The organism is Cylindrospermopsis sp. CR12, assembly GCF_001432185.1.
Classification (GTDB): Bacteria; Cyanobacteriota; Cyanobacteriia; order Cyanobacteriales; family Nostocaceae; genus Raphidiopsis; species Raphidiopsis raciborskii.
Genome location: NZ_LMVE01000131.1, coordinates 1 through 25,225 on the forward strand (window position 1 = coordinate 1; position 25,225 = coordinate 25,225).

The 25,225-nt window shown below is 40.2% G+C and carries 29 protein-coding genes and 1 riboswitch; of the genes, 16 read left to right on the forward strand and 13 right to left on the reverse strand.

What is annotated here, in order from left to right:
• Positions 1-203 precede the first annotated feature (203 nt).
• A complete protein-coding gene (locus tag ASL19_RS15030) occupies positions 204-731 on the forward strand; it encodes a YdcF family protein (RefSeq protein ID WP_006277838.1) in 528 nt (175 codons plus the stop codon).
• Positions 732-783: 52 nt separating this feature from the next.
• Here ASL19_RS15030 and ASL19_RS18845 read toward each other — a convergent pair whose 3' ends face one another.
• On the reverse strand, positions 784-1,437 hold the full coding sequence (locus tag ASL19_RS18845; protein WP_258005075.1) for a DUF4145 domain-containing protein: 654 nt from the start codon (positions 1,435-1,437) through the stop codon (positions 784-786).
• Positions 1,438-1,609: 172 nt separating this feature from the next.
• Between ASL19_RS18845 and ASL19_RS15040 the strand changes: the two genes are divergently transcribed.
• From ASL19_RS15040 to dprA, 5 genes are all read left to right on the forward strand, one after another.
• The gene (locus tag ASL19_RS15040) at positions 1,610-1,918 is read left to right on the forward strand and encodes a DUF3067 family protein (RefSeq protein ID WP_006277836.1); all 309 of its coding nucleotides are present in this window, start codon (positions 1,610-1,612) and stop codon (positions 1,916-1,918) included.
• 390 nt (positions 1,919-2,308) lie between these two features.
• On the forward strand, positions 2,309-2,521 hold the full coding sequence (locus tag ASL19_RS15045) for a DUF2997 domain-containing protein (RefSeq protein WP_006277835.1): 213 nt from the start codon (positions 2,309-2,311) through the stop codon (positions 2,519-2,521).
• Positions 2,522-2,557: 36 nt separating this feature from the next.
• Entirely contained in the window at positions 2,558-2,944 is a 387-nt protein-coding gene (locus ASL19_RS15050; RefSeq protein WP_057178960.1) for a DUF1257 domain-containing protein, read from the forward strand.
• On the forward strand, positions 2,944-3,390 hold the full coding sequence (locus tag ASL19_RS15055; RefSeq protein ID WP_006277833.1) for a ferredoxin: 447 nt from the start codon (positions 2,944-2,946) through the stop codon (positions 3,388-3,390). The genes ASL19_RS15050 and ASL19_RS15055 overlap by 1 nt, the downstream gene beginning before the upstream one ends.
• Before the next feature lie 27 nt (positions 3,391-3,417).
• Positions 3,418-4,545 carry a DNA-processing protein DprA gene (gene dprA / locus ASL19_RS15060; protein WP_082604709.1) on the forward strand — a complete coding sequence of 376 codons (1,128 nt, stop codon included), beginning with the start codon at positions 3,418-3,420 and terminating at the stop codon, positions 4,543-4,545.
• Positions 4,546-4,555: 10 nt separating this feature from the next.
• Here dprA and psb28 read toward each other — a convergent pair whose 3' ends face one another.
• The 3 genes from psb28 to ASL19_RS15075 form a co-directional block, all read right to left on the reverse strand.
• Entirely contained in the window at positions 4,556-4,918 is a 363-nt protein-coding gene (gene psb28 / locus ASL19_RS15065) for a photosystem II reaction center protein Psb28 (RefSeq protein ID WP_057178961.1), read from the reverse strand.
• A gap of 9 nt (positions 4,919-4,927) precedes the next feature.
• Positions 4,928-6,490, reverse strand: coding sequence for a serine hydrolase (locus ASL19_RS15070; protein ID WP_082604710.1), 1,563 nt, complete (start codon positions 6,488-6,490; stop codon positions 4,928-4,930).
• A 122-nt stretch (positions 6,491-6,612) separates the two neighbouring features.
• On the reverse strand, positions 6,613-7,350 hold the full coding sequence (locus ASL19_RS15075; RefSeq protein WP_057178963.1) for an RNA methyltransferase: 738 nt from the start codon (positions 7,348-7,350) through the stop codon (positions 6,613-6,615).
• Between the two features lie 147 nt (positions 7,351-7,497).
• A riboswitch (guanidine-I (ykkC/yxkD leader) is annotated at positions 7,498-7,616 on the forward strand.
• 123 nt (positions 7,617-7,739) lie between these two features.
• Here ASL19_RS15075 and ASL19_RS15080 point away from each other — a divergent pair.
• The 9 genes from ASL19_RS15080 to rimM all read left to right on the forward strand — a co-directional run bounded on the left by ASL19_RS15080 (position 7,740) and on the right by rimM (position 16,663).
• Positions 7,740-8,912, forward strand: a complete 1,173-nt coding sequence (locus ASL19_RS15080; protein WP_040009335.1) for an agmatinase family protein — start codon at positions 7,740-7,742, stop codon at positions 8,910-8,912.
• Positions 8,913-8,915: 3 nt separating this feature from the next.
• Positions 8,916-9,272 (forward strand): hydrogenase maturation nickel metallochaperone HypA, encoded by a 357-nt coding sequence (gene hypA, locus ASL19_RS15085; protein ID WP_057178964.1) that lies wholly within the window; start codon positions 8,916-8,918, stop codon positions 9,270-9,272.
• A gap of 8 nt (positions 9,273-9,280) precedes the next feature.
• Entirely contained in the window at positions 9,281-9,982 is a 702-nt protein-coding gene (gene hypB, locus ASL19_RS15090; RefSeq protein WP_057178965.1) for a hydrogenase nickel incorporation protein HypB, read from the forward strand.
• Positions 9,983-10,978, forward strand: coding sequence for an ABC transporter substrate-binding protein (locus tag ASL19_RS15095; protein WP_006277823.1), 996 nt, complete (start codon positions 9,983-9,985; stop codon positions 10,976-10,978). It begins immediately after the preceding gene.
• 51 nt (positions 10,979-11,029) lie between these two features.
• Positions 11,030-11,821 (forward strand): ABC transporter permease, encoded by a 792-nt coding sequence (locus ASL19_RS15100; RefSeq protein ID WP_057178966.1) that lies wholly within the window; start codon positions 11,030-11,032, stop codon positions 11,819-11,821.
• Positions 11,822-11,859: 38 nt separating this feature from the next.
• Positions 11,860-12,612, forward strand: coding sequence for an ABC transporter ATP-binding protein (locus ASL19_RS15105; protein WP_057178967.1), 753 nt, complete (start codon positions 11,860-11,862; stop codon positions 12,610-12,612).
• A 326-nt stretch (positions 12,613-12,938) separates the two neighbouring features.
• Positions 12,939-14,585: a mechanosensitive ion channel family protein gene (locus ASL19_RS15110; protein ID WP_057178968.1), complete on the forward strand. Its 1,647-nt coding sequence runs from the start codon at positions 12,939-12,941 to the stop codon at positions 14,583-14,585.
• 151 nt (positions 14,586-14,736) lie between these two features.
• Positions 14,737-16,005, forward strand: a complete 1,269-nt coding sequence (locus ASL19_RS15115) for a valine--pyruvate transaminase (protein ID WP_057178988.1) — start codon at positions 14,737-14,739, stop codon at positions 16,003-16,005.
• Positions 16,006-16,027: 22 nt separating this feature from the next.
• Complete coding sequence (rimM, locus tag ASL19_RS15120; RefSeq protein WP_057178969.1) at positions 16,028-16,663, forward strand: ribosome maturation factor RimM; 636 nt, start codon at positions 16,028-16,030, stop codon at positions 16,661-16,663.
• Between the two features lies 1 nt (position 16,664).
• Here rimM and ASL19_RS15125 read toward each other — a convergent pair whose 3' ends face one another.
• Positions 16,665-17,564, reverse strand: a complete 900-nt coding sequence (locus ASL19_RS15125) for a S1 RNA-binding domain-containing protein (RefSeq protein ID WP_057178970.1) — start codon at positions 17,562-17,564, stop codon at positions 16,665-16,667.
• A gap of 70 nt (positions 17,565-17,634) precedes the next feature.
• A complete protein-coding gene (locus ASL19_RS15130) occupies positions 17,635-18,399 on the reverse strand; it encodes a dienelactone hydrolase family protein (RefSeq protein WP_006277815.1) in 765 nt (254 codons plus the stop codon).
• A gap of 160 nt (positions 18,400-18,559) precedes the next feature.
• On the opposite strand from ASL19_RS15130, the gene ASL19_RS15135 reads away from it, so the two are divergent.
• Positions 18,560-19,546 (forward strand): GntR family transcriptional regulator, encoded by a 987-nt coding sequence (locus tag ASL19_RS15135; protein WP_057178971.1) that lies wholly within the window; start codon positions 18,560-18,562, stop codon positions 19,544-19,546.
• 14 nt (positions 19,547-19,560) lie between these two features.
• On the opposite strand, the gene ASL19_RS15140 is transcribed toward ASL19_RS15135, so the two are convergent.
• The 7 genes from ASL19_RS15140 to sixA form a co-directional block, all read right to left on the reverse strand.
• A complete protein-coding gene (locus ASL19_RS15140; protein ID WP_057178972.1) occupies positions 19,561-20,481 on the reverse strand; it encodes an NAD(+) kinase in 921 nt (306 codons plus the stop codon).
• 6 nt (positions 20,482-20,487) lie between these two features.
• Positions 20,488-20,793: an NADH-quinone oxidoreductase subunit NuoK gene (gene nuoK / locus ASL19_RS15145; RefSeq protein ID WP_006277812.1), complete on the reverse strand. Its 306-nt coding sequence runs from the start codon at positions 20,791-20,793 to the stop codon at positions 20,488-20,490.
• 24 nt (positions 20,794-20,817) lie between these two features.
• Positions 20,818-21,426 carry an NADH-quinone oxidoreductase subunit J gene (locus tag ASL19_RS15150; protein WP_057178973.1) on the reverse strand — a complete coding sequence of 203 codons (609 nt, stop codon included), beginning with the start codon at positions 21,424-21,426 and terminating at the stop codon, positions 20,818-20,820.
• 32 nt (positions 21,427-21,458) lie between these two features.
• Complete coding sequence (ndhI, locus tag ASL19_RS15155) at positions 21,459-22,043, reverse strand: NAD(P)H-quinone oxidoreductase subunit I (protein ID WP_009343498.1); 585 nt, start codon at positions 22,041-22,043, stop codon at positions 21,459-21,461.
• 55 nt (positions 22,044-22,098) lie between these two features.
• Entirely contained in the window at positions 22,099-23,217 is a 1,119-nt protein-coding gene (nuoH, locus tag ASL19_RS15160; protein ID WP_006277809.1) for an NADH-quinone oxidoreductase subunit NuoH, read from the reverse strand.
• Positions 23,218-23,461: 244 nt separating this feature from the next.
• Positions 23,462-24,598, reverse strand: coding sequence for a citrate synthase (locus tag ASL19_RS15165; RefSeq protein WP_057178974.1), 1,137 nt, complete (start codon positions 24,596-24,598; stop codon positions 23,462-23,464).
• A 115-nt stretch (positions 24,599-24,713) separates the two neighbouring features.
• Positions 24,714-25,220 (reverse strand): phosphohistidine phosphatase SixA, encoded by a 507-nt coding sequence (gene sixA / locus ASL19_RS15170; protein ID WP_057178975.1) that lies wholly within the window; start codon positions 25,218-25,220, stop codon positions 24,714-24,716.
• Positions 25,221-25,225 lie beyond the last annotated feature (5 nt).

Consider the following 25,225-nt stretch of genomic DNA (forward strand, 5'->3'; position numbering starts at 1 on the left):
TTTATTTTGCACGACTACTTAGCACTGATGGAACAGGTTTAATCCCTACCTCCCTACTTGTGTCAGAACCACTAAGTAGAGACGGATAAGTCGTTTTTAAAAAAATAGTAATTTTCGTCCCTACCAAAAATTCCCTTGAGGAAATAGAATTGAGGTGGAATTTACACACTAGGCCATTGTTTAAAGGTAAATCTTTGCCCATTATGTTCTTTATTCTGCCAATTTTTATCTGGTGGGGATACAGAGAAGTGCAGAACCAATTTTCAATTCCACAAGCTGTTTTGGTTTTGGGTGGTTCTAGTAAGCGTTTAGAGCGAGAGAGATTTGCTGCCAATTTTGCTAAAAAACACCCCAACATACCAATATGGATTACTGGTGGTAGTCCGCCTGATCATACAAAAAAGGTGTTTGCAAAAGCTGGAGTTAATTTAAGTCGTTTACATCTAGATTATGAAGCAGTAGACACAGTGACTAACTTTACCACTATACTAGATGATTTACAAGACAAAAAGATTAAAAGTGTTTATTTAATTACGTCCGATTTTCACATGCGTCGTGCTCGTGTAGTTGGCGAAATTATTTTGGGCACTAGAGATATTAGTCTTAAACCAATATCTGTTCCTTCCAGAACTGATCCAGAACCAATAGAAAAGGTTGTTCGTGATGGATTTCGCGCTATTGTATGGGTTGGTACTGGTTATACAGGAGCAGAAGGTGTCAACGTTAAATAGGTATTGTATAGACTCAGTCACAAGCTAGTTAATCTAGTTTGTTATTTTGTTTTTATTTGTCACCAAGTTTTGTTTTCTTAAACAACTCAAAATTCTTCCTGTATCTGAAAATGTACTCAATCAGTAAATCAGTCAATTCAACTATCTGTTGAGCATCATTCTGATTAAAGTTTATGTCCACCTCGTGGGATAGATCCTGTAGTCTTAAATTACTGGCCCAGCTATAAAGATGGTGATTAATAATTTCTTGCTGTCTCATTATTTCCAGCTTTTCTTTTAGAGAATTACCCTCAATTTTATGCTCCTCACATATAGACTCTATAGTTTTTATACACATAGCTATACATGCTGAAAATGCCTTGGCATTTAGACACAAGAAAGCTTCCTGAAATGATTTTCTTATGTATGTGGGTACTCTATATGTGCTACTAGTATTTGATATTGGATATAAAGTTTTTACTTGAGCATACTCAAAGTCATTATAAGACTCTGATCCATTACAATATTCTGTACAAGTTAGGAAAGGTTGAAAGCATTGAGGACATTTAAGAAATGTAAACTCATTATAGGTTGTAACTGTTCCACCCCAAGAATTAAAGATGGGGTGCTCATCCTGAACTTCCATCTTATAACTGTTTACCTTTTCAGCATTTACATAAGATCCACAAGTTAAACAATTTAATTTGGATGACAATTGGGATAACATATAACCTCAAAATGATTTACAGCACACGAACAATTTAACTTTTATTCATCCCATTATTTCCATTCCGGATCAAGTGTGGTATTTAGCATTTTCTAGTATCTTGTACCACTAAAAATAGTAGAATGGTACGGATATGGAGATCTCCAGATAGTTGATTAAGGAGTATTTAAAAATGACAGGAAATGAATTGCGTCAGATGTTAGTGAATAAGTGGGGATACTCTTATGATGTTCAGTTTCGTCGCACCCAGGGCAAAATCTTTCTCCAAATTATGTGGAAGTATGTGGAACAAACTTCTTTTCCTTTGAGCGAGTCCGAATATCAAGAACATTTGAACACTATTGCTAACTACCTTAATGCTTTAGGAGGAACAAGTCAAGTAGAAAACTTTATCGTTCAAACTAAGGAGAGACCTCGACTAGGTAAGGCTATTAGTATTCCCATTGAACTAGGCGATCGCGCATCCGAATGGATAATATAGTGATGAGCTATAGCTATTTAATAATCATAATCACCTAAATTCAATGATAATAATAAGAATTTCCAATCAAGTTTAGGATTTTTTCAGAATTTCTTGCTGGTCACATAATAGCTGAAAGCTAGATGTTGATTAATGTCTGGCGATTTTAGACTTAGAAATCACCAAATTGGTTTTAGCTTGACTAATGGCTCACATTAAGGGAAACTAAACCAAGACGAGTGTAAACACTAGTTCAATTAATAATTTTTGTAAAGATTTTGCAATATATCTTTTCCTGATATGGAACATTAGTTAACAAATGGCTAGGTTATTTCTAAAGTTCCTGACGGAAAACTAACCCTGCTCCAGTAGGAAAAGTTCAAGGATACACTTCGAGGTTGGCTAGAAAAAATGGAAACATTAGAATTCATCATTCATCCAGATGGGAGAGTACAGGAGAAAGTCACTGGTGTCATTGGCGTTTCTTGTGCGGAAGTCACAGCAGCTATAGAAGCACAACTGGGACGAGTGCTAAGTCGGGAGTCAACCTCAGAATATTTCAACCCTAATCACCTCCAGGAATCTGGAACGGTGAATACCCAAGCCACCTTTAGTGAGTGGTAGCTTTATCAACTATATTTTCATTGATTAAAAAACGATATGTCACACTTTAGCCAAATTAAAACTCAAATCCGTAATCTAGAATCCTTACAGGACGCCCTTTCCGATTTAGGAATAGATTGGAAATCCGGTTCTAGGGAGGTGCGCGGTTATCGTGGCCAAACCCATACCGCCGAAGTCACTATTGAACAAGACAATGGTTATGACATCGGTTTTAAGTGGAATGGTCAAGAATATGAACTCGTAGCAGACTTTCAATACTGGCAACAGAATTTATCAGTGGATGGGTTTTTACGCCAGATTACCCAGCGTTATGCTTACCAAACAGTGATGAAAGAAACTGCTAAAGTGGGTTTTCAAATTAGCCAAGAGCAGAAGAATGCTGATGGTTCTATTAGTTTAGTATTACAGCGTTGGAGTGCGTAATGTCTGAAGTGCAGCCGTTCTCAGAAGATTTAAGTAATAATCTTTCCGGTTTAGAGCCAGAATTAGGTGGTCTTTTGCGGGATCAACCAGAAATATCTGGATTTGAACCGGAACTGGGCGGTCTGCTGCGACAAAAGGGGGTTTATGTAGATGAAATCACCTGTATAGGATGTAAGCACTGCGCCCATGTTGCTAGAAACACTTTTTATATTGAACCGGATTATGGACGTTCTCGGGTGGTGCGTCAGGATGGGGATATAGAAGAAGTCATACAAGAGGCCATAGATACTTGTCCGGTGGACTGTATTCACTGGGTTGATTATACAGAACTGAAAAATTTAGAAGCGGAGCGTAAATACCAGGTGATTCCGGTTGCGGGTTATCCGGTAGATCATGCGATCGCTATTACGGAAAAACGACGCAAAAAGCAAAGACTAAACAAGTAAAAGTGTAACTAACTCCTTCTACTCAATATGTCTACTATTACGGAAGATCGTCAATACTGGTTAGCATGGTCACAAATTGCCGGGGTTGGACCCATACTACTACAAAGATTACAAGAACACTTTGGTAATTTAGAGAATGCTTGGAAATCGAGTCCTGGGGAGCTAGGAAAAATAGAGGGTGTTGGTTTTCACATTTTGCAAAAAATAGTTCAGTATAGAGGTAAAATTAATCCAGAGAAACTGCTTATTGAACATGAAAAAATCAACCCCCATTTTTGGACACCAGCAGATGTGGAATATCCAAAATTGTTAAGAGAAATTTCCACGCCTCCTCCCATATTGTATTATAGGGGAGAGTTGGATTTGGAGGAAAATAGGGGTGAAAAACCGCTGGTAGGAATTGTTGGTACTCGAAAGCCTACAAAATATGGCAGAAAATGGACTCGTCACATTAGCACTGTTTTAGCTCAAAATGGTTTCACCATTGTTTCAGGTATGGCCGATGGAATAGACGCTGAAAGTCATAGTGCAGCTATTCAAGCTGGGGGTAGAACCATAGCAGTGGTAGGAACAGGTGTAGATGTGATTTATCCATATAGTAATAAGGACTTATATAAAGAAATTCTGAAATCTGGGATAGTCATCAGTGAACATCCGACTAAGACTTCACCCCACCGCACTCATTTTCCCCGTCGCAATCGGATCATTGCGGGTTTGTCCCGTGTGGTTTTAGTCATGGAAGCGGGAAATAAGTCTGGTGCTCTCATAACTGCTACCTATGCTAACGAATTTTCTCGAGATATTTATGCTTTACCAGGAAGAGTGGATGATGAACTTTCTCAGGGTTGTTTAAAGCTAATTAGTCAGGGTGCAGGATTAATTAGTCAGGAATTAAACGAACTATTGACAATGTTAGGTGCTATTCCTAAGATACATATTGATACCCCTGCTGTTAAATCCGATCCCTTTCTTGGTAATTTGGAGCCAGAATTACAACAGGTAATGAGTATTCTTACAGTGGATGCGTTACCGTTTGATCTAATTGTGGAAAAGGCTAAGATGGGATCTGGTTTGGTTTCTGGTTATTTATTGCAATTGGAATTGATGGGTTTAGTTTCCCAACTTCCTGGAATGCGATATCAGAAGTCCTATTAATTGCCAACTCCTAATTCTCCGCATACTCCATACCATTAGCATCAGCATAACGGTGTAAAAAGCGCATAATTCTATCAAAACCTTCGCCAGGATCAACTACAAATTTACAATCAACTCTTTTTAATTCATCCCCTTCATCCCCACCGAAAATAAATTTAGTTCCCGAAGGAGTAACCCGAATTTCTCCTTCTTCGTCAATTAATAATAGGGAGTTCAATGACTGTTTAGTAAAACTGTTAAATCCTGATATGGCTTTCAATTGCTCAAATTGTAGAACAACAATCAATTTACCAGTCCTGACTTCTCGACGTAAACTTACATTACTCATTTCTTCAAATAAACCCGCAAAAAATTGAATTGATGGAGATGTCATAATTCCCTGTTAGTTCCGATGAGATTGTGGTGGATAATATGGGGGATTATTCAGAGGAGACTGATAATTTCCCAGGGGTAGATTGTTGATTGTAGCATTAGGAATATTTGAATTGCCACCTTGAGGTTGGAGAAATGGTTGAGTAAATGGTTGAAGTTGGGGAACTGGGGTGGAAGAATTATTTAACGGTTGATTGTTTGATGGTTGATTATTGGTAGAACCATCAGGGGGAAAATTACTCTGACTTAAGTAAGAATAAGTTGCTTGAGATATAGAATTGATTAACTTTGCTGCAGCGGGTTCATTATGAGGACGTTTCACCATAATACTGGCAATATAACGTTTACCCGTAGGAACATCAATCAAACCAGCATCTGCTAGCATCGTCCCAATATCACCGGTTTTATGATATGCTGTCGCTCCTTCCCCTAAACCAGCAGGTAATAAATCATCCCTTTGGGTACGTCGCATAATATCTAACATCAAATCACGCGATCGCATGGATATTAATTCACCCTGATTAACTTTGGCAATTAAGCTTGCCAACTCTTTAGGGGAGGTAGTATTAGTACCTTCTAAATCTGGTAATGGACTTTGAATGGCGGTATTTACTAGTCCCCAACTACGAAAACGAGCGTTTAATAACTCTTTTCCTCCCATTTTACTAATCAACATATTTGTAGCAGTGTTGTCACTGATAGTCATCATTTTGGTAGCCAATTCAATGGATTTCAGCTTAGTACCTACAGGCATAGTTCTTAAATTACCAGAACCTCCTGCGACCATTTCTTGCTCCATAGTTAAGATTTCATCAAGACGAATTTTACCCCTATCAACATCCTCTAAAAAAGCCACTAGAACTGGTATCTTAATGGTACTAGCTGCGGAGAAATTCTTGTTCCCACTAACATCCACATATCCACCAGAATCTATATCCACTATAAACACACCGGGGATGAGATTAGGGTTAGCTGCTGATAGGTTTTCGATAGTGGTTTTCAGCGGGGTAATTTCCTGAGATATGACCAGTCCAGAACTATTAATAGGAGACTGGGGAGAAGAACTTACAGGTGGATTAATGGAGTTAGTGGTAATTCGATTGGCCGGGTCTAACACTGATAATAGGGTGCCCACAATTGCACCCAAACCCACCCCCACAATTAACAGTCGCAAGGCATACAAAATAATATTAGCTGCTGGTTTTAACCTTGCTTTTCGGGATGGATAGGCGTATTTTTTGGGATGTCCGGGTACACGTAATGTTTTGACCCTGGGGTTACCCCCGGTCATTTTGCCAGATGGTTTAGCAGTAGGTTTCACATTACCGGATACTACCAAGCGTTGTGATTGTCTTATTCTATCAGTTTCATTGCGTTCATGATTATCAGAGGCAATTGTGGGTAACACCTTCACGTTTTGTTGATAATTTAGACCCGTAGATTGCATCTTAGCCGGTTTTGATTGTGTCCTTTGGGCAGTTTTTGCAGTTGTCTTTTGTGTGTGGTCTTGAGATCTTTGTTTGTGATGACGACGACGAATCTTGGGAGATTGGTCCCCGGACCCAGTTATCATTTTGTCGCTAGGTTTTGACACTGCTACTCCTTAAAATTGCCCACTGTGTTTACTAAATACAAACCAGACTTAATTATAGTCCCCTTATTTTGGATCCTCATTTCTGAACATGTAACATTTTATCAAAAATTTTTAATTGCCCATTGTACCTGTTTTAAAATACCTCTGAGCATAGCTACTTCCGTGGTTGTTAGCTCACTGCGATTGTACAAATGGCGGAACTTTTCCATCCGACTAGATGCTGTGTGGGGATAGAGATAACCGATGGAGAGCAGTAAAGATTCTAACTCTTGGTAGTAAGATTCAAGCACATCCAAGGTAGCAATATCTCTGGTGGGCATTTTCCCCGGTTCCATTGTCATTATAGATTGTGATAATTCATAACAACAGATAGATACTGCTGTAGCCAAATTTAAAGAGGTATATTCCGGACTGGTGGGGATAGATACTAGTTTTTGGGCATAATTAATTTCCTGATTAGTTAAACCTCGGTCTTCCCTACCAAAAATCAAACCTGCTGGTTTTTCCGACTCTGCTAATAACCAGGGTAAAGCATGACGAGGACTTTCTATAGGTAACTCCCCATTATAATCCCTACCTATAGTAGCAATAGCGCGATCGCATCCAGCTAGTGCTGTGGTTAGATTATCTACTATTCGGGCGGTTTCTAATATTTCTGGAGCATGAACTGCCATTCTTAGGGATTCTAAGGAAGTAGGGTCACACTGAGGATTGACTAAAATTAAATCACATAACCCGAAGTTTTTCATTACCCTAGCTATAGAACCTAAATTTAAACATCCCGCAGGTTCAACTAAAATGACCTTGATTTTCTCTAGAGCTGACTTTTCTGTTTCCATGTATCAACATTCTTGGGAATTTTGTAGTTTTATATACAGTTTGTTACAATTAACATGTTATGATCGCAACTAAATGTACGACAGGTTCATCAACCAATTCATCCTGCACCTAGTATTTTAAACTGGATTGTTAGGTGAGAAAAATCAATAAATAGCCTCTAGGGTTCCGGTTTGTTTAATTACCAAACAAAATGCAGGTCCGAGAGAGGCAAGTTACTTTCTAGCATTAGACAGTAACTACACGGAGGGAAAAAAGCCCGGGAGAAGTGAATGGCAGTCATGGCACTGTATTTGCTCTCCTGGGCTTTGTGGTTTTTAAGCCATATCCAATCCCAATGCAAATTCTAGGTCTAGAAATTAAAATCCAAAATTCTCAATCTAATGATATTATGAACGAATTCCAACCGCCCATACCCGAAAGTGAAGCGCAACAAGCCTTAGAACTAGAAAGACAACTACCACTAACTGGTTGGCAGCAAGAAGTTTCTCGCAGTTTAGAGTTAGGACTAGAAGCAGCAGCAAGCATTAATGACCGGACTATTTCCACATTTGCTCGTGGTGAACTACCTCATTATGCTGGAATTAATACTTTTTTGAAGGCCCCCTATTTAGAAGATATCTGGAAAGTAGGAGAATATGACGTAGCCATTGTGGGGGTTCCCCATGACTCTGGAACCACTTACCGTCCTGGAACTAGATTTGGACCTCAGGGAATCCGCCGGATTTCCGCTTTATATACCCCCTATAACTTTGAATTAGGGATAGATCTAAGGGAGCAAATTACTCTATGTGATGTAGGGGATATTTTTACCATCCCTGCTAATAATGAGAAGTCATTCGACCAGATATCTAAAGGAATTGCCCACATTTTTAGTTCCGGTGCATTTCCCATTATTATGGGCGGTGATCACTCTATTGGCTACCCAACTGTTAGAGGTATTTGCCGACATTTGGGAGATAAAAAAATGGGTATTATTCATTTTGATCGCCATGTGGATACACAAGAGACAGACTTAGACGAAAGGATGCACACTTGTCCATGGTTCCATGCCACCAATATGAAAAATGCCCCTGCCCAAAATCTAGTTCAATTGGGAATTGGTGGATGGCAAGTACCACGTCAGGGGGTAAAAATTTGTCGCCAAAGGTCTACTAATATTCTCACAATCACTGACATTGTTGAAAAGGGACTGGATTATGCGGTGGAATTTGCCCTAGAAAGAGCTTTAGATGGTACAGATTGTGTTTATATCAGTTTTGATATTGACTGTATTGATGCTGGATTTGTTCCGGGAACTGGTTGGCCAGAACCAGGTGGTTTTATGCCTCGGGAAGCACTTTATATTCTAGGTAAAATTGTTCAGCGCGCCCCAATTTGTGGACTAGAAGTAGTAGAAGTGTCGCCTCCTTACGATATTAGTGACATTACTTCACTTATGGCCACTCGTGTTATTTGTGACACCATGGGACATTTAATTAAATCTGGTCAATTACCAAGAAAAGATAAACCCGCTTACATTGAAATGGAAGCACGACAAGAATCGATAGTGGATTGGAGTTAAACCTTGCATGAAACTGACATGACCAAGGCATTGATTATCACGATTAAACAATGGTGGGAATCCCAGCCTGGTTGTCCGCGTATTTCCGCAATTCACCTGATGATTGGTAAGTTCACCTGTGTAGAACCTGGGAGTTTGCAATTTGCCTTTCAAGTACAAACACGTAACACATTTTTGGATGGAGTAGAATTAGTAATCAAGGAAATTCCCTTAATTGCCTTTTGTCATCCCTGTCAATTAGAGTACCTTCCGGAAATTGGTCAGCAATATAGCTGTCCACGCTGTTATCATCCCATGGAGGATATTCGCTCGGGTAGGGAACTGAAAATAGAGCGGATTGAATATAGTTTGGAAGAGTAGAGAGGATTATGCACCAAACCCATAGTGCTGCATTGGAAATTAATTTACTTCATGCTAACCAAGAAGGAGCAGATCACAATCGTTCCCACTTCAACAGTTGGGGTATCACTTGTGTAAATATTATGAGCAGTCCGGGAGCAGGTAAAACCACTCTATTGGAAAGAACCTTATCTGTTTTAACAAGTGAGTTGAAAATTGCAGTGATTGAAGGAGATATGAACACGGAGCTGGATGCCAACCGCTTACGTCAATATGGAGTTCCGGTAATTGCAATTAATACAGGTCGTTCTTGTCACTTAGATTCCCAAATGGTAGCTGGTGGAATTCATCAACTAGAAAACAAACATAATCCAACTGAACTGGATTTAGTCTTGGTGGAAAATGTTGGCAATTTAGTATGTCCAGCTGAATTTGAAGTTGGTGAACACTTTAAAGTTGCTTTATTAAGCATCACAGAGGGAGAAGACAAACCTCTTAAGTATCCAATTATGTTTCAAGCAGCAGACTGTTTGTTAATTACCAAAATAGATTTAGCACCCTATTTAGACACTGATATTAATCAGATTGTGACCAATGTCCAACAGATGAATCCGGGAGTCAAAATTATTCCTTTTTCAGCTAAAACAGATGAGGGACTGGATACTTGGTGTGATTGGGTGAAAACCCAGGTTAAGTCAAATTACCACCTAGATATAAAAGGTACTAAATAAATGCGAAAATCACTTTCCCTATGCACACTATTTCTATTTAGCTTATTGCTAGCAATTAGTTGTACACCTTATGGTGGAGATAGTAGAGAAATTCAGGTAGGTTTTAGTGTATGGCCTGGATGGCTACCATGGCAAATAGCTGCAAACGAAAACCTATTTACTGCCAATAATATACAGGTAAATCTCAAGTGGTTTGATGGTTATTTAGACTCAATTAATGCCTTAAATTCTGGGAAATTGGATGCCAATAGCCAAACCCTCAATGATACTATTAGCTCCCTAGCAGCAGGATCAGATCAAGTTATTGTTTTAGTAAACGATAATTCCACTGGCAATGATAAGATTATCGTCCGAGAAGGTATTAACACCATTGCGGATTTGAAGGGAAAAAAAGTAGCGGTGGAAGAGGGAACTGTTGACCATTTCTTATTACTTCTGGGCATGAAAAAGGCTGGATTGACCTCAAATGACATTATTTTGCAACCCTTGGAAACCGGTGCAGCATCCGCAGCATTTGTTGCTGGTCAGGTTGATGCTGTCGGTGTGTTTGCACCCTTTACTACGAAAGCTTTAGAACGTCCTGGTAGTAAAGAATTGTTCAGTTCGCGAGATTTTCCTGGAGCGATTCCCGATCATCTGGTAGTGACCCGCCAATTAATTAAAGAACGTCCTCAAGATGTGCAAGCTCTAGTTAATACTTGGTTTGAGACACTAGACTACATCAAAGCTAATCCAGAAAAAAGCAATGAAATCATGGCAAAAAGAGCTGGAGTCACTGTTGATGAATACAAAAAATACGCCGAGGGAACTAAAATTTTTAGTGTTGAGGATAATCTTCAAGCTTTTAGTTCTACTAGCAATATAGTGTCATTAAAATATACAGCTCAGGAAATTGCTAAATTTCTCGTTGAGGTAAAACTTGCCAAAAAATTGCCTGACCTTAGTCAAATATTTGATGATCGTTTTGTCAAAGCCTACGCTGCCAAGCAAAAATAGGTAGAGATAATATACTAGTATACCAAAAACTCATAAACAATCAAAGGATTAATGACAAAAAATAATTCTCCCGCCGTTTCCTGGGGTATTGGTGATAATTCAACCTGGTTGTTCATGATTTTATCAATCACTATTCCGGTTTTTATTTGGTTGGTTGTTTCCAACTCTGGTTTAGTTAAACCATTGTTTTTGCCAACCCCTCAAGCAGTTCTTTCTGCTTTACAAAAACTGTGGGCAACCGGTGACCTGCAAACAGATATTGGATTTAGTTTATTACGGGTTTTAGGTGGGTTTTTATTAGCTGCTGTTATCTCTATCCCTTTGGGTGTATTAATGGGGAGTTTTCCGGTAGTTCGAGCTTTATTGGAGCCTGCTATTAGTATTTTTCGCTACATGCCTGCACCTGCTTTTATTCCCCTGCTAATTTTGTATTTCGGTTTAGGAGAAACACCAAAAATACTGTTGATATTTATTGGTACAGTGTTCTTTAACACTCTGATGATTATGGACGCGGTAAAGTTTGTTTCTCGAGAATTGATTGAGACTTCTTATACATTAGGTGGTCAACACCATCAGATTTTATTGCAAGTGATTTTGCCTTTTATTGTGCCGAATATCATTGATGCTTGTCGAGTTAATATGGCAGCTTCTTGGAACTTGGTGATTGTAGCAGAGTTAGTAGCTGCAACCGAGGGACTAGGTAGACGCATTAGTGTGGCTCAAAGATTCCTCAAAACAGATGAGATTTTTGCTGGGTTAATTGTCATTGGTCTGATTGGTGTAGTTATTGATATTTTGTTAGTTATGCTACATCGTATGGTTTGCAAATGGGCTCATAATTAGCATAAATAAAATTTGTTCAAATCTTAAAGTTTAAAATTATGCATTTACAGGTCTCTCAACTACATAAACAATTTAAAACTAGACGCGGCACTCTCAATGCTCTAGAAAACATTAACCTACATATTGACCAAGGAGAGTTTGTTTGTGCTGTAGGTGCTTCTGGTTCTGGTAAAACAACCCTGCTGCGTTTAATTTCTGGACTAGATACACCAACTGCTGGTGAAATTTTGGTTGATGGTGTTCCTGTTCAAGGACCTGGGAAAGAACGAGGATTAGTCTTTCAAAGTTATACCCTTTATCCCTGGATGAATGTTGCTGATAACGTCGGTTTTGGACTGAAACTACAAGGTGTTCCCCCTATTAAACGCAAACAATCGATTTCTTACTATTTAGAAGTAGTTGGTTTAAGTGAATTTGCTCAAGCCTTGCCTAGGCAGTTATCAGGAGGAATGAAACAAAGAGTAGCTATTGCCCGCGCATTAGCATCACAACCAAAAATACTATTAATGGATGAACCATTTGGAGCTTTGGATGTGCAAACCAAAGAATCAATGCAGAAATTTTTGCGTCAGATTTGGCAACAAACTGGAACCACAATTTTGATGATTACCCACGATGTGGAGGAGGCAATTTTCCTCTCCCAGCGTATTTATGTGCTAACTTCCCGTCCTGGTAAAATTCGCCAGGAAATTAATATTACTTTACCACAAAATGAATACGACCAAGTCAAGCAAAGTTGGGAATTTCAAAATTACAAACGTTTGATTTTCAACCTATTAAGTGGTTATTGAGTGGTATTAAACTCATAATAAAATGCCGTGCATGTTTTTGGATAACTGGGTGGGTGGAATTAAATATAAGATGAACGTAGGTTGGATTGAAGTATGAAACCCAACGACAGCGCGGGTTTCGTTCCTCAACCCACCCTACAAATAATTGTGCCTCCCTACTTACCACACATTTAGTGTCAAGAAAAAATTAGAAAGTCTTAATTTTTGATCAATATTCTCTTGAATGATCATAGTATTATGGGTTCCAGGGATTACATTTACCTTGCTCACAAAGCAAACTGATATAGATATATTAAGATGAAACTCACCAAACAAAGTAATCAAGAATGACTCACATTTCAACAGTGTTACCATCTTCTGCACTGACAAACTACCTATTAGGCGAGCTTTTCATCCCGCCAACAGGTGCACAATTGACTAAGTTCATTTTAACTTTGGGTTTGTGTGCGGGAATTTCCGTAGCAATTTATCTGGGACTTTTTTATGTCCTGCGACCTATTGTCCGTAAGTTAGAAAAAGATACGTGGATTCTCGTCCTCGGTCTTTCTCAAGCTCCTCTGTCCGCAGTTTTGGTATTGTCCAGTCTCAAGATTTCCCTAGTCAATTTTAGCAGTTCCGGGGAAATCATTGAATGGATCCAAAAATTTGCTACAGCTTTTCTCATAGCCGCATTTACCTATTGGATTACTCAGATACTCACTGAATTGGTGGTTGTCTACTTAAAATCCTATGCTAGACAAACTGAAGCGGTTTGGGATGATGTTTTAGTACCCCTTTTGAAGAATTTCATCCCAGTTCTGACTTATATTATTGGCTTCTCCCTATTTTTTACCGTTCTGGGTGTAGACCTATCGGGAATAGGATTAGCCCTGGGTAGTATTACCTTGGTATTAGGTTTAGCAGTCAGAGACATTTTAAGCAATTTTTTCAGTGGTCTGGTCTTGCTAATTGACACACCATTTGAATTCGGAGATGTGATTGTTTTTGATGGTTCCCTGGCAATTATCAAGGAAATCGGTATTCGAGTTACCAAATTGTATCTGATTGAAGAGCATTGCGAAAAGTATGTACCGAATGCTACTCTAAGCAATCAGAGTATTACTAACTTGAGTCGTCCTACAACACACTATGCCTATAAAATTCCCGTGTCTGTGAGAATTGATGCCGATTCTGCTTTAGCAACCAATATCTTGAAGGAAATTGTGATTGGACATCCAGACACCATAGCCAATTTTGATGATAAGCTAAGATACTTGGATTCATTTTATGGATTGAAGGAAGCTCAGGATAACAAACCTTCTAAAAAAGAAGCGGGGCGGAACCGTCTAGAATTAGACAAAGAAATTAGCCTACAGTTGAAAAAGATTGGTGCTGCATTTGAAACACTACTGGAAGAAATTAAGGTTCTGGAAAGAGGTGGTTTAGATACACAGGAATTAATGGTTCTCCAAAAAACTTACATGGATATTTTGGAACTGGTGGGTATGGTAATTGTAACAGAGCGCAAGGGTAAACGACAGCGCTCTAGGTTAGAAGAGGAATCTAGCCAAAAAACAAACCTCATTTCTTTAGTCAGAATCTGGTATCGCACTTGGTTAGAAGATCCAGATTTAGTTATGGAAGACCGTCAGATATTACCTGATGAATGGGAGCAGAAAATTGACCTGCTCAAACTTAAACTGAATAAACTATTTCAGATCATTTCTAATCCAGGAGTTAAGGAAACTCGATTGGACAATTATGTGGAAAACTTTGCCGAATGGCTAGAATCCAGCTTTAAGGAGTCTTCTACAGCTTGGAAGGAACCACAAGTACAAATCACCAATATTCAGGGATCTTCCATGGAATTTGCTGTCAGGTTCTACGTTGATAATATTCAGCTGGAACATTGGCGACGTGGTGAACGGGTTAAAAATGAAGTACGCCGAGAAATGATTCGACGATTAAGATTAGCTCATATTTACACTGGCTAACTGTCAATTTTTTCGGTCTCCACTCCTGGTGCTTTAACAGCATAATCAGGGTGGAGCTTTGTTTTTAATGTTAAACTAGCTGGGATGTGATATGGTTATACCATATTACATCCTACAACCCCTAAAATTTGTAACTGTTGTAACAACTATGATCAAACCTGCCCTAACTAAAATTGGCGCTCAAATGTCTAACTTAACTGGCGTTAGAGCAATTATGAAAGATATAAATGAAACACTCAGAGCAAATCAAGGGCAGGTATTATATAATCTCAGTGCTGGCAATCCCTTGATACTACCAGAAGTAGAGCAATTATGGCGAGACTGCACAGCAGATTTACTGTCCAGTGGGGAGTATGGGGAGGTTGTCTGTCGCTATGGTTCTTCTCAGGGTTACGCGCCCTTTATTGCTGCTATCGTTAAGGATTTCAATCAACGTTATGGCTTGCAGTTAACAGAACGTAATATTTTAGTTACAGCTGGTAGTCAAACTATTTACTTCTATGCAGCTAATGCTTACGGTGGATATACTGAGGAGTGCAAATTGAAAAAAATTGTTTTGCCCCTCAGTCCAGATTATACAGGATATGGTGGTGTGAGTATCTGTCCAGAATCTTTAATTGCCTATAAACCAGCTCTGGATGTTGATGGTGTAAATCATCGTTTTAAATACCGTCCTGATTTTACCCAGCTTTCTATTACTCAGGAAACAGGTTGTGTGATTTTTTCTCGTCCCTGTAACCCCACAGGTAATGTGTTGACCAATGAAGAGGTGGAAAAAATTGCCGCCCTGGCCACGCCCTATGATGTACCAGTCTTCATAGATTCCGCCTATGCGCCCCCTTTCCCAGCTTTGAATTTTACCGAGATGAAACCCGTATTTGGCGAAAATATTATCCACTGTATCAGTTTGTCAAAAGCTGGGTTGCCAGGAGAAAGAATTGGGGTGGCTATCGGTGAGGAAAAATTATTACAGGTTTTAGAGTGTTTTCAAACTAATGCTGGTATTCATTCTTCTAGATATGGTCAGGCGATCGCCACCCGTGCCATAGAATCGGGGGCCTTGGCAAATATTGCGGAAACTGTGATTAGACCATTTTATCAGCATAAATTTGATGTATTGGAAAGCACTTTAGATGCGGTAATGCCCAAGGATTTACCGTGGTTTTTACATCGGGGTGAGGGAGCGATTTTTGCCTGGTTATGGCTACAGGAATTACCCATTAGTGACTGGGAATTTTACCAACAGTTAAAGAAAGTTGGTGTGATAGTTGTACCAGGTAGTAGTTTCTTTCCCGGGTTAGAGGAGAATTGGGAACACAAACATCAATGTCTACGCATTAGTTTGACAGGTACTGATGAGGAAATTAGTATTGGTATGCAGCGTTTGGCGAAGATTGCCCAAGAGGTTTATCATCAATAGTGTTCAGACTAAATGAATCACAATGAAGCGGGAAAATAAAAACAGAAAACAAGAAATTGGAGATCAAAAAAAGGGGGAAACAAATCAGAGTTTCCCATTCCCCAACCTAGATGATTGGATCGAGATTGGTAAAATCGTTGCACCTCAAGGGTTAACTGGGGAAATGCGGGTTTATCCCCAGACTGATTTTCCAGAAAGGTTTGAAGAACCGGGGACTCGCTGGTTATTGCTCCCGGGAGAACCATCACCTCAACCGGTACAGTTATTACATGGTCGGTATGTAGAAGGCAAAAATCTATATGTAATTAAATTGCATGGTATAGGCGATCGCACTGCTGCAGAAAACCTGAGGGAGGGTAGACTATTTGTACCAATAGGCGATCGCCCGGAATTAGCTCCAGGAGAGTTTCACGTTATAGACCTGATAGGACTACCTGTATTTATGCAAGAATCTGGGGAGAGGATAGGGGATGTGACGGACATATTACCTTCTGGACACGACTTGTTGGAAGTAAAATGTGATCCATCTTGGAATAAGAACTTAGGGGGAAAGACGGTTTTAATTCCCTTTGTGATGGAAATTGTCCCTGTGGTAGATTTAGGCAATAGACGGATTGAAATTACTCCTCCCCCTGGTTTATTGTCAATCAATGAATGAGCTATTCGGGACTGCTATTAGCCCTATTAGCGCGAGCATCAGCAGAACTCATAACTTCTGCTAAATTTTCCAACACCTCACCGGGATAGTTTTCCAATTTTCTGGTAGAAATAGCAACTCTCCCCTTACTTTCATCTATATCAATAACAATACCCTTAATTTCCTGACCGATTTGGAAGACCTTTTCCAAAGACTCAGTAAATTTCTGACTAACTTGCTTGATATGGAGTAGGGCGCTCACCCCATCCAAATCAACAAACACACCAAATGGCTTAATCCCAGTCACCTTACCAGTGACCAACTGATCAGTCTGTAATAAACTGAGGTTACTGGAACGAGTTGCCAATCGTTGAGAAAGAATTAACTTTTTGTTAGCGCGGTTCACCTCTAAAAAACCGACAGTAAGGGTTTGTCCCTTGAGAGCTTCTAGATTTTCCCGCTCCACCAAGTGGGATTTGGGAATAAAACCGCGTAGGGAAAGAACCTCCACATTCACCCCACCCTTATTCACACCAATAACTCTTACGGGGATGCTTTGGGAACTTTCTTGCATTTGAGCAACTTTTTCCCAAATGTGCTGAATTTCCAGTTGTCTACGGGAAATAGTAACTTGACCTTCCGCATCTTGCTCACGAATAATCAAAAACTCCATCTCCTCATTTAGGGGAAGAATTTCCGATAAATCCGTGACTGTTCTCAAAGAAGCTTCATCTCGGGGAAGGAATGCTGATGATTTACCTCCAATATCAACATAGGCTCCGTCATGGTCAAGTTGAAATACTTTACCGCGTACAATTTGTCCTTTTTGAAATTGGTAATCGTGTTTTTCTAAAGCCTTAGCAAAATCATCCATAGAAAAAGATGAGGTAGCTATTTGAGAAGATTCGGATGGAGAAGTCATGATTTTTGAAGATGAGGGCAAGATATTTAATGGATTAATGGTAGACAATTTCCAGATAGTTTGTTATTGATCAATCATTAGTTGTCACCAGTAGGCTAAACAGTTGTTGAACTTGTTCCCAAGCTTCAGCAGCAGCTTTAACATTATAACTGGCGCGGTGATCGCAAAAAAATCCGTGATTAGCTCCATCGTAGCGAAAGATCCGATGGGGAACGTGGTGTTTTTTTAAAGTATCCTCAATTTCATCTACCTGTTCTTGGGGTATACTAGCATCTTCCATGCCAAAAAACAGATAAATAGTGCCAGAAATTTCCGATGTACGCAGTAGAGTAGGGTGATTACCTCCGGGGGTGCGGGTAGGGATTCCAGCGCCATAAAAGGAAGCTGTAGCCTTAATATCCGGGAGAGTGGCTGCTAAATAGGCTACATGTCCCCCAAAGCAAAATCCTATACAACCAAAATTACCTGGTTGCACATTCTCCAAGGTCTTGAGATAATTGATGGTGGATCCTATATCACCCAGTAGCTCTGTAGCTTTAGTTTGTGACCAAGCATATTTTCTACCGACCTCAATTTCATCTGGGCTATATCCTGCTTCAAATCCTGGTGCTTGGCGTTGAAAAAGAGCAGGGGCGATGGCCACATACCCTAACCTGGCAATTCGTTCTGTGACATCGCGAATATGTTCGTTTACGCCAAATATCTCTTGCAAGACCACAATTCCTGGATAGATACCAGTTGCTACAGGTTGTGCCAAATAAGCATCTATGGAACCATCTAAACCGTGAATTTGAACTTTTTTGGCATTGATAGCTCGAGGATAATTTTCCGTCATGATCAAAAAAATATAAGGGAATGCAAAAAGTAGATGAATTGATTTGAAGAATATTCTAACTAAATTCTGACATTGCTATCTTAAACAAGTAACAGATAGAAAGTAGATATACAAAATTCAAGACTGTTAACAACAGCTACAGTCATTAGGAGAATTGGTAATGATTCAATTCCGTATTCAGCCAGACAGTGAAATTCCCGCTTCTAGTCAATTATTTAATCAAATTCGCTTTGCGATCGCCTGTGGACAGTATGGTTCTGGTTACAAACTACCCAGCACTAGAGCCTTAGCTATACAAACGGGACTGCACCGCAATACAATTAGCAAAGTGTATCGTCAATTGGAGGAAGAAGGATTTGTCGAGAGTTTAGCAGGTTCAGGAATTTATGTTCGGGTTCAAGGCCACGAAACTGGTAGTCGTTTACAACTACCAATTTTGCAACAATATCCCCAAGCATTTAAATCCATCCAACAAACCCTAGACGAACTACTCAATCAAGGTTGTTCCCTCAATCAAGCTAGAGAGCTATTCTTAGCTGAGGTAGATTGGCGTCTGCGATGCAGTGCTAGGGTTTTGGTAGCAGTACCATTACAGGATATTGGGGTTGGACAATTAATGGTTGACGAATTGGAAGAGTCCCTAGAAATTCCCGTAGAGCTAGTGGCCATGGAAGAATTGGCCGCAGTCCTAGAAGAAACTACCTCCGCTACCTTGGTGACAAGTAGATACTTTATAGGGGATGTGGAAGCAATTGCTGCTCCCAAAGCAGTGCGTGTTATTCCTCTTGATATTCATGACTATAATAAAGAACTAAATGTAGTTAAAAACCTCCCTAGATCCAGTTGTGTCGGTATAGTTAGTCTTAGTCCCGGTATTCTAAGAGCTACAGAAGTAATACTACATGGGTTACGTGGTGATGATTTACTAGTCATGACCGCCCAACCCAAGGATGCTTATAAGTTAAATGCGATCGCCAAGCGATGCGAGGTGATTTTTTGTACTGACGCCACAAGTCATTCTGGTGTACAAACGGTAGTACAGGGCATAGCAGAAGATATCATTCGTCCTCCCAAACTAATTCGCTGTGCAAATTATATTGCTCTACAATCAGTGAATTTACTACAAAGGGAATTAGGATTAATTTAGAGATTTTTCGCCATCTAATTATGATGGTTATTAGCGTAGTGAACCCTAGTACCAGCCCAAAGTAACTTCTCCCGCAGGGTCTGATAATAAGAATTATTAGCCCGCAAGATAATAAACTTAGCTCGACAGTCAGTCATACGCACATCCACACGATGACCAGGCCAAATAGAAGTGGATAACACTCCATCCATCCACAACTTTGTGCTTAAATCATAATCACCCAGAGGCCAAACACTGACCACGGAACCAGGTGGTAACACTAAAGGACGACTGGAAAGACTCATAGGACAAATGGGGGTAACGGTAATAGCCTCCATGCCATCGTGCATAATTGGACCATTGGCAGAAACCGTATAACCAGTAGATCCAGTGGGGGTAGAAACAATCAATCCATCCCCCACATACTGATCAACAACTTCTCCATCAATTTCCATTTCTAGAATTGAGGTTATCATTCTATCCGCAGAAGCGGGTTTAATACAGAACTCATTTAATGCGAGGAAGTTTTCAGTTATCGGTTCCAGGTTAACCCTGGGTCCCTCATAAACAGCTGCCTGTAACATCATCCGTCTTTGTATAGCGTAGCGATCTTCTAATAGTCGATCCCAAACTCGTTCTGGTTCTTGAAACTCATCCATAGACTCAGTTAAAAACCCCAGATGACCACCCACATTTACCCCTAAAATGGGGATACCAGCTGGAGCCAAATGTCTAGCACCAGTTAAAACCGTGCCATCTCCACCCAATACTAGAGCCAGGTCAATAGGTTGGGTAGCGGAGGCTAAAAATACGGGATAGGGGTTATCTTTAGGTCCACTTGGTCCAACCAAAACTTGACAATGACGCTTCTCTAGTTGTTTTGCACAGAGTTCTGCCCAACGTTTACTTTGAGAGTCCCGTGCTTTGTAAGCAATGATTACCTGCTTGAGTTGCACGCAATGTTACCACTTGAGTAGGTTAAACTGCTCCATATCAACGGTATTACGGTTACGGTAAATAGTTAAAACTATTGCTAAACCTACCGCTGCTTCTGCAGCTGCTACGGTAATCACAAAAACTGTGAATACCTGGCCTTTAATTAAAGTTGAATCCAGGAAATTGGAAAATGCCATTAAATTTAGATTCACAGCATTTAACAACAATTCGATGGACATAAGTACCCGAACGGCGTTACGACTGGTAATTAAGCCATAAATACCAATACAAAACAAAGCTGCTGCAAGTAGTAAAAAGTATTGAAGTTGCATGATTAACCAATTGCTGATGGAAATTTATTCCTGATTACCAGTAGTGGATACCAATTCTCTGGGACGCTCTGGCAAGGTGAGGATGGTTTGTGGTAGCTCAGATGGGGTAACCTGGTCTGGTAGGTATTCCCGTCGAGCTAGAATAATTGCCCCCACCATGGCTATCAATAATAAGATTGAAGCCAGTTCAAAGGGTAGTAGGAAGTCACTAAATAGGTGTTCACCTATGACAACTACGGAATTTTGGGTTGCTGGTGGTGTGGTGGTGTTACCCCAGGGTGTTGCTAACACCATGGCACTTAAAAGGGCAAATAGTCCCAAGCTAACCACACCTGTGACTATTTTTCGTAAACCAGCGCTAGGTATGGCGGCAAAGTCTTGACGCTTGTTTACTAACATGATAGCAAACAATATGAGGACGTTAATAGCTCCTACATAAATCAACACCTGAGCTGCTGCTACAAAATCCCCATTGAGCAATAGGTATAGTCCAGCCATGCTGATAAACACACCACCTAGCAAAAAAGCAGAATAAACGATATTAGAGAACAGCACTACACCCAATGCTGCACCAATCATCATTGCACCCAAGATGCCAAATGAAACCGATTGTACTCCTTCGCCTAAATTCACTGTTTTCGATCCTTTTGATATTTGACAAATAACTACTCACGACCACTTTCCACTAAGTCTTGTGGAAGGGAACCAGCACGAGGAGCATCAGCAGGGACTCCATGGGGTTCAGTAACTCCCTTGGGTAGATAAACTAGTTCCCGCAGCGGTGTCACCATGGGGTCATTGGTGACTTTGTATGGTAACCTTCCAAGCGCAACACTATCATAGTTGAGTTCATGGCGATCGTAGGTGGCTAATTCATATTCTTCTGTCATGGATAAACAATTGGTAGGACAGTATTCTACACAATTACCACAGAAAATACAAACTCCAAAGTCTATACTGTAGTGTTTAAGCTTTTTCTTCTTGGTAGCTTTGTCCATTTCCCAATCCACCACCGGTAGGTTAATGGGACAAACCCTGACACAAACCTCACAGGCGATGCATTTATCAAATTCATAGTGAATTCTACCGCGAAACCGCTCACCAGGAATCAATTTTTCGTAAGGGTATTGTACGGTAACAGGACGCCGTTGCATGTGATCAAAGGTTACTGCTAAACCTTGTCCGATATAACGGGCCGACTGTACTGCTTCTTTGGCGTAATCACCAACTTGTTTGAGGAACTTTAGCATGGTTTATCTCTTCTGTAGTCCTTTAATGATGATTGGCGTTCAGGAATTATTGCTCTTAACCACCGAAAACACTGGGAAAGGCTAATTTAAGAGCTGCGGTTAACAGCAGGTTGACTAATCCAATTGGCAGTAGAAATTTCCACCCCAAATCTAATAACTGGTCAATTCTTACCCTGGGCACTGTCCAGCGAATTAAAATGGCTAGGAATACCAAAAAGTAAGCCTTTAACACCGTCATGGTAATACCTAAAGCCGCTGTGATGACTTGTAAAATCGAGCTGGTTTCACTCAGTCCTAACCATTGACCTAGGAGGCTAACTGGTATGGGTAAATGCCAACCTCCCAAGTATAAAATTGCTACTAGTAGGGCGGAGAGGATGAGGTTAATGTAGGAACCTAGGTAAAATAAACCGAATTTCATTCCCGCATATTCGGTTTGATATCCAGCTACTAGTTCTTCTTCTGCTTCTGGTAGGTCAAAGGGTAAACGTTCGCACTCCGCCAAAGCTGCAATCCAGAAGATGATAAAACCCAGTGGTTGTCTCCAAACGTTCCAACCTAAAATCCCCAGGTGAGATTGTTGGTTGACTATATCAATTGTGCTTAAGCTATTGGACATCATGACTATGGCCAAAACGCTCAATGCTAGGGGTATTTCATAACTGATGGATTGTGCTGCTGCTCTAAGTCCCCCCAACAAGGAGTATTTGTTATTAGATGCGTAACCAGCCATTAGTAACCCTATGGGCTGAATACTTGATAGGGCAATCCATAAAAACACACCTAGACCAACATTAGTGATGACGATATTTTCCCCAAACGGTACTATCAAAAATGACAAAAATACCGGGATTACGACAATAATCGGTCCTAAAGTGAATAACCAGGCATCTGCTTTCGCTGGTACTATGTCTTCTTTAAATATCAGTTTTAGACCATCGGCTACAGGTACTAGCAAACCAAATGGACCTTGATATTCTGGACCAATTCTTTGCTGTACAGCAGCGGATATCTTCCGCTCTAGCCAAGTAGCAACTAATACGCCTACTGTGGCCCCAATCAACATTAAGATCATCGGCAATGGCATCCAAATAGCTTTGGCTACCCCGGCTGGGATTCCTAAATCCTTCACCGATTGAATAAAAGTTCCTTGGAGGTCTATTCCTGCATTCATTTTTGCTACTCTTTGTAGTCGTCAACTCGTCGTAAATCTACGAATATTAGGTAAATTAATAAAGGTAAATTTACTGGTATATCATCTCAACTGAGATGGTGGCTAATGGCAGACTTGTTGCCAATTACTGAGTCTAGTATATCTTTAGATGGGTTTCGTCAATTGATCCCAGATAACAACTTCTACTTATGATTGAGATTGGTTCCAAGGGGGGAACAAGGTTTGATTTCCCCCCCCCTCACCATCAACGCTGATCTATAGCAGTGTAAGCTATTCCATGTAGACCGTTATAAACCTGGGTGGGACGGAAAATGCGATTTTCTTCTAGTTGTTCTTTCCAGTGGGCTAACCAACCAGCAACACGAGCGATCGCAAATACGGGCGTAAATAAGTCTGTCGGAATGCCCATCTTTCTGTACACTAAACCGGAATAGAAGTCAACGTTAGGATATATTCCCTTATTGCCAACTTTCTCGGTCATGATTCTTTCTACTTCTTGAGCAATAGCATAATATTTGTCAGATCCAAACTTATCGAATAGTTGTAGAGCCAAATCTTGTAGAATTGTGGCTCTGGGGTCTTTAACTTTGTAGACACGATGTCCGAACCCCATAATTTTGGCTTTTTTTTGCAGACGGTCTTCTAAATAGGGCGCAACATTATCTACAGAGCCAATTTCTTCTAACATCTGTATAACTTCTTCATTAGCACCCCCATGTAATGGTCCACCCAAAGTACCCACCGCACTAGCTACAACAGCATAGGGATCAGTTAGTGTGGAAGCTGTGACTCGTGCACTAAAAGTAGACGCGTTCATGGTATGCTCAACATGAAGAATTAAGCAAATATCGAAAATTCTTGCCGCTAAGGGATCAGGCTCTTTTTCATTGAGCATGTACAAGAAGTTGGCAGCATAATTTAGATCATCCCTGGGTTTAACTGGATCATTGCCCTTGCGCATTAGTTGAAATGCCGCTACCATGGTAGGGATTGTGGCTATTAACCGCACTACTGCATCCCGGATGTATACCGGATTATGGAGATCTCGACGAGAGTAGAATAATCCTAATGCTGCTGCTGAAGCTTGTAAAGCATCCATTGGATGTCCGCTTTCAGGAAAGCATTTCATCATATCTCGAATACGGTATTTTATCCGTCTATGGCTGGCAATCTCCTTTTCAAAGTCTACTAGTTCCTCCTTAGTGGGTAGTTTTCCCCAGATGAGGAGATAGGCAGTTTCTAAGAAGGTACTTTTACCTGCCAGTTCCTCAATTCTAATGCCACGATACTCTAAAACTCCCTTTTGCCCGTCTACATAGCTAATACTAGACTGGGCTGCAGGAATTCCTTCTAAACCTGGCTTATACTCGCACACCGTCATGGCTACACCATTTACCTTATGAAATATCAGCAACAAGCTAACTTACCAGGGATCCCCCTCACAGTTAATAGTTGTTGATTTAACAACCATTGTATGCGAAAGCTCAAAAAAACTGTTATAGCAGGTATCTTGGGGGTGTCAACCAAAACATTTGACCATGACCCACTATAGAGCCATTATCTGGCACTTCTATTCCTATCATACCTGCTTTTTTGAGGATGAGTTTTTCTTTTGCTTCTCCCCAAACAAGAATTTCTGCCCAACTGCTTAAACAGGGTTCATGTCCCACTAATGCTAAATGAGTTTGCTGATCATATTTTTGATCATGTCTTCTCGGTTCTAACCATTCTTGTATCCAATTGTGAACATTCCCTTCCCAGCTCAAATGTAATGAAGTTTCTAATTGGGAACCCAGTCCAGCTTGCATAAGTATTTCCGCTGTTTGTCTGGCGCGAACTAAAGGACTAGTTAAGATTAAATCGAATTTAAATTTGAGTTGGATTAGTCTTTGGGCAATTTTTTCCATCTTCTTTTTCCCTTCTATAGTAAGCGATCGCTCTTCGTCTTTAATATCTAATTGATGTTCCTGAGCAATACCATGACGGATTAGGTATAAGTACATATGTT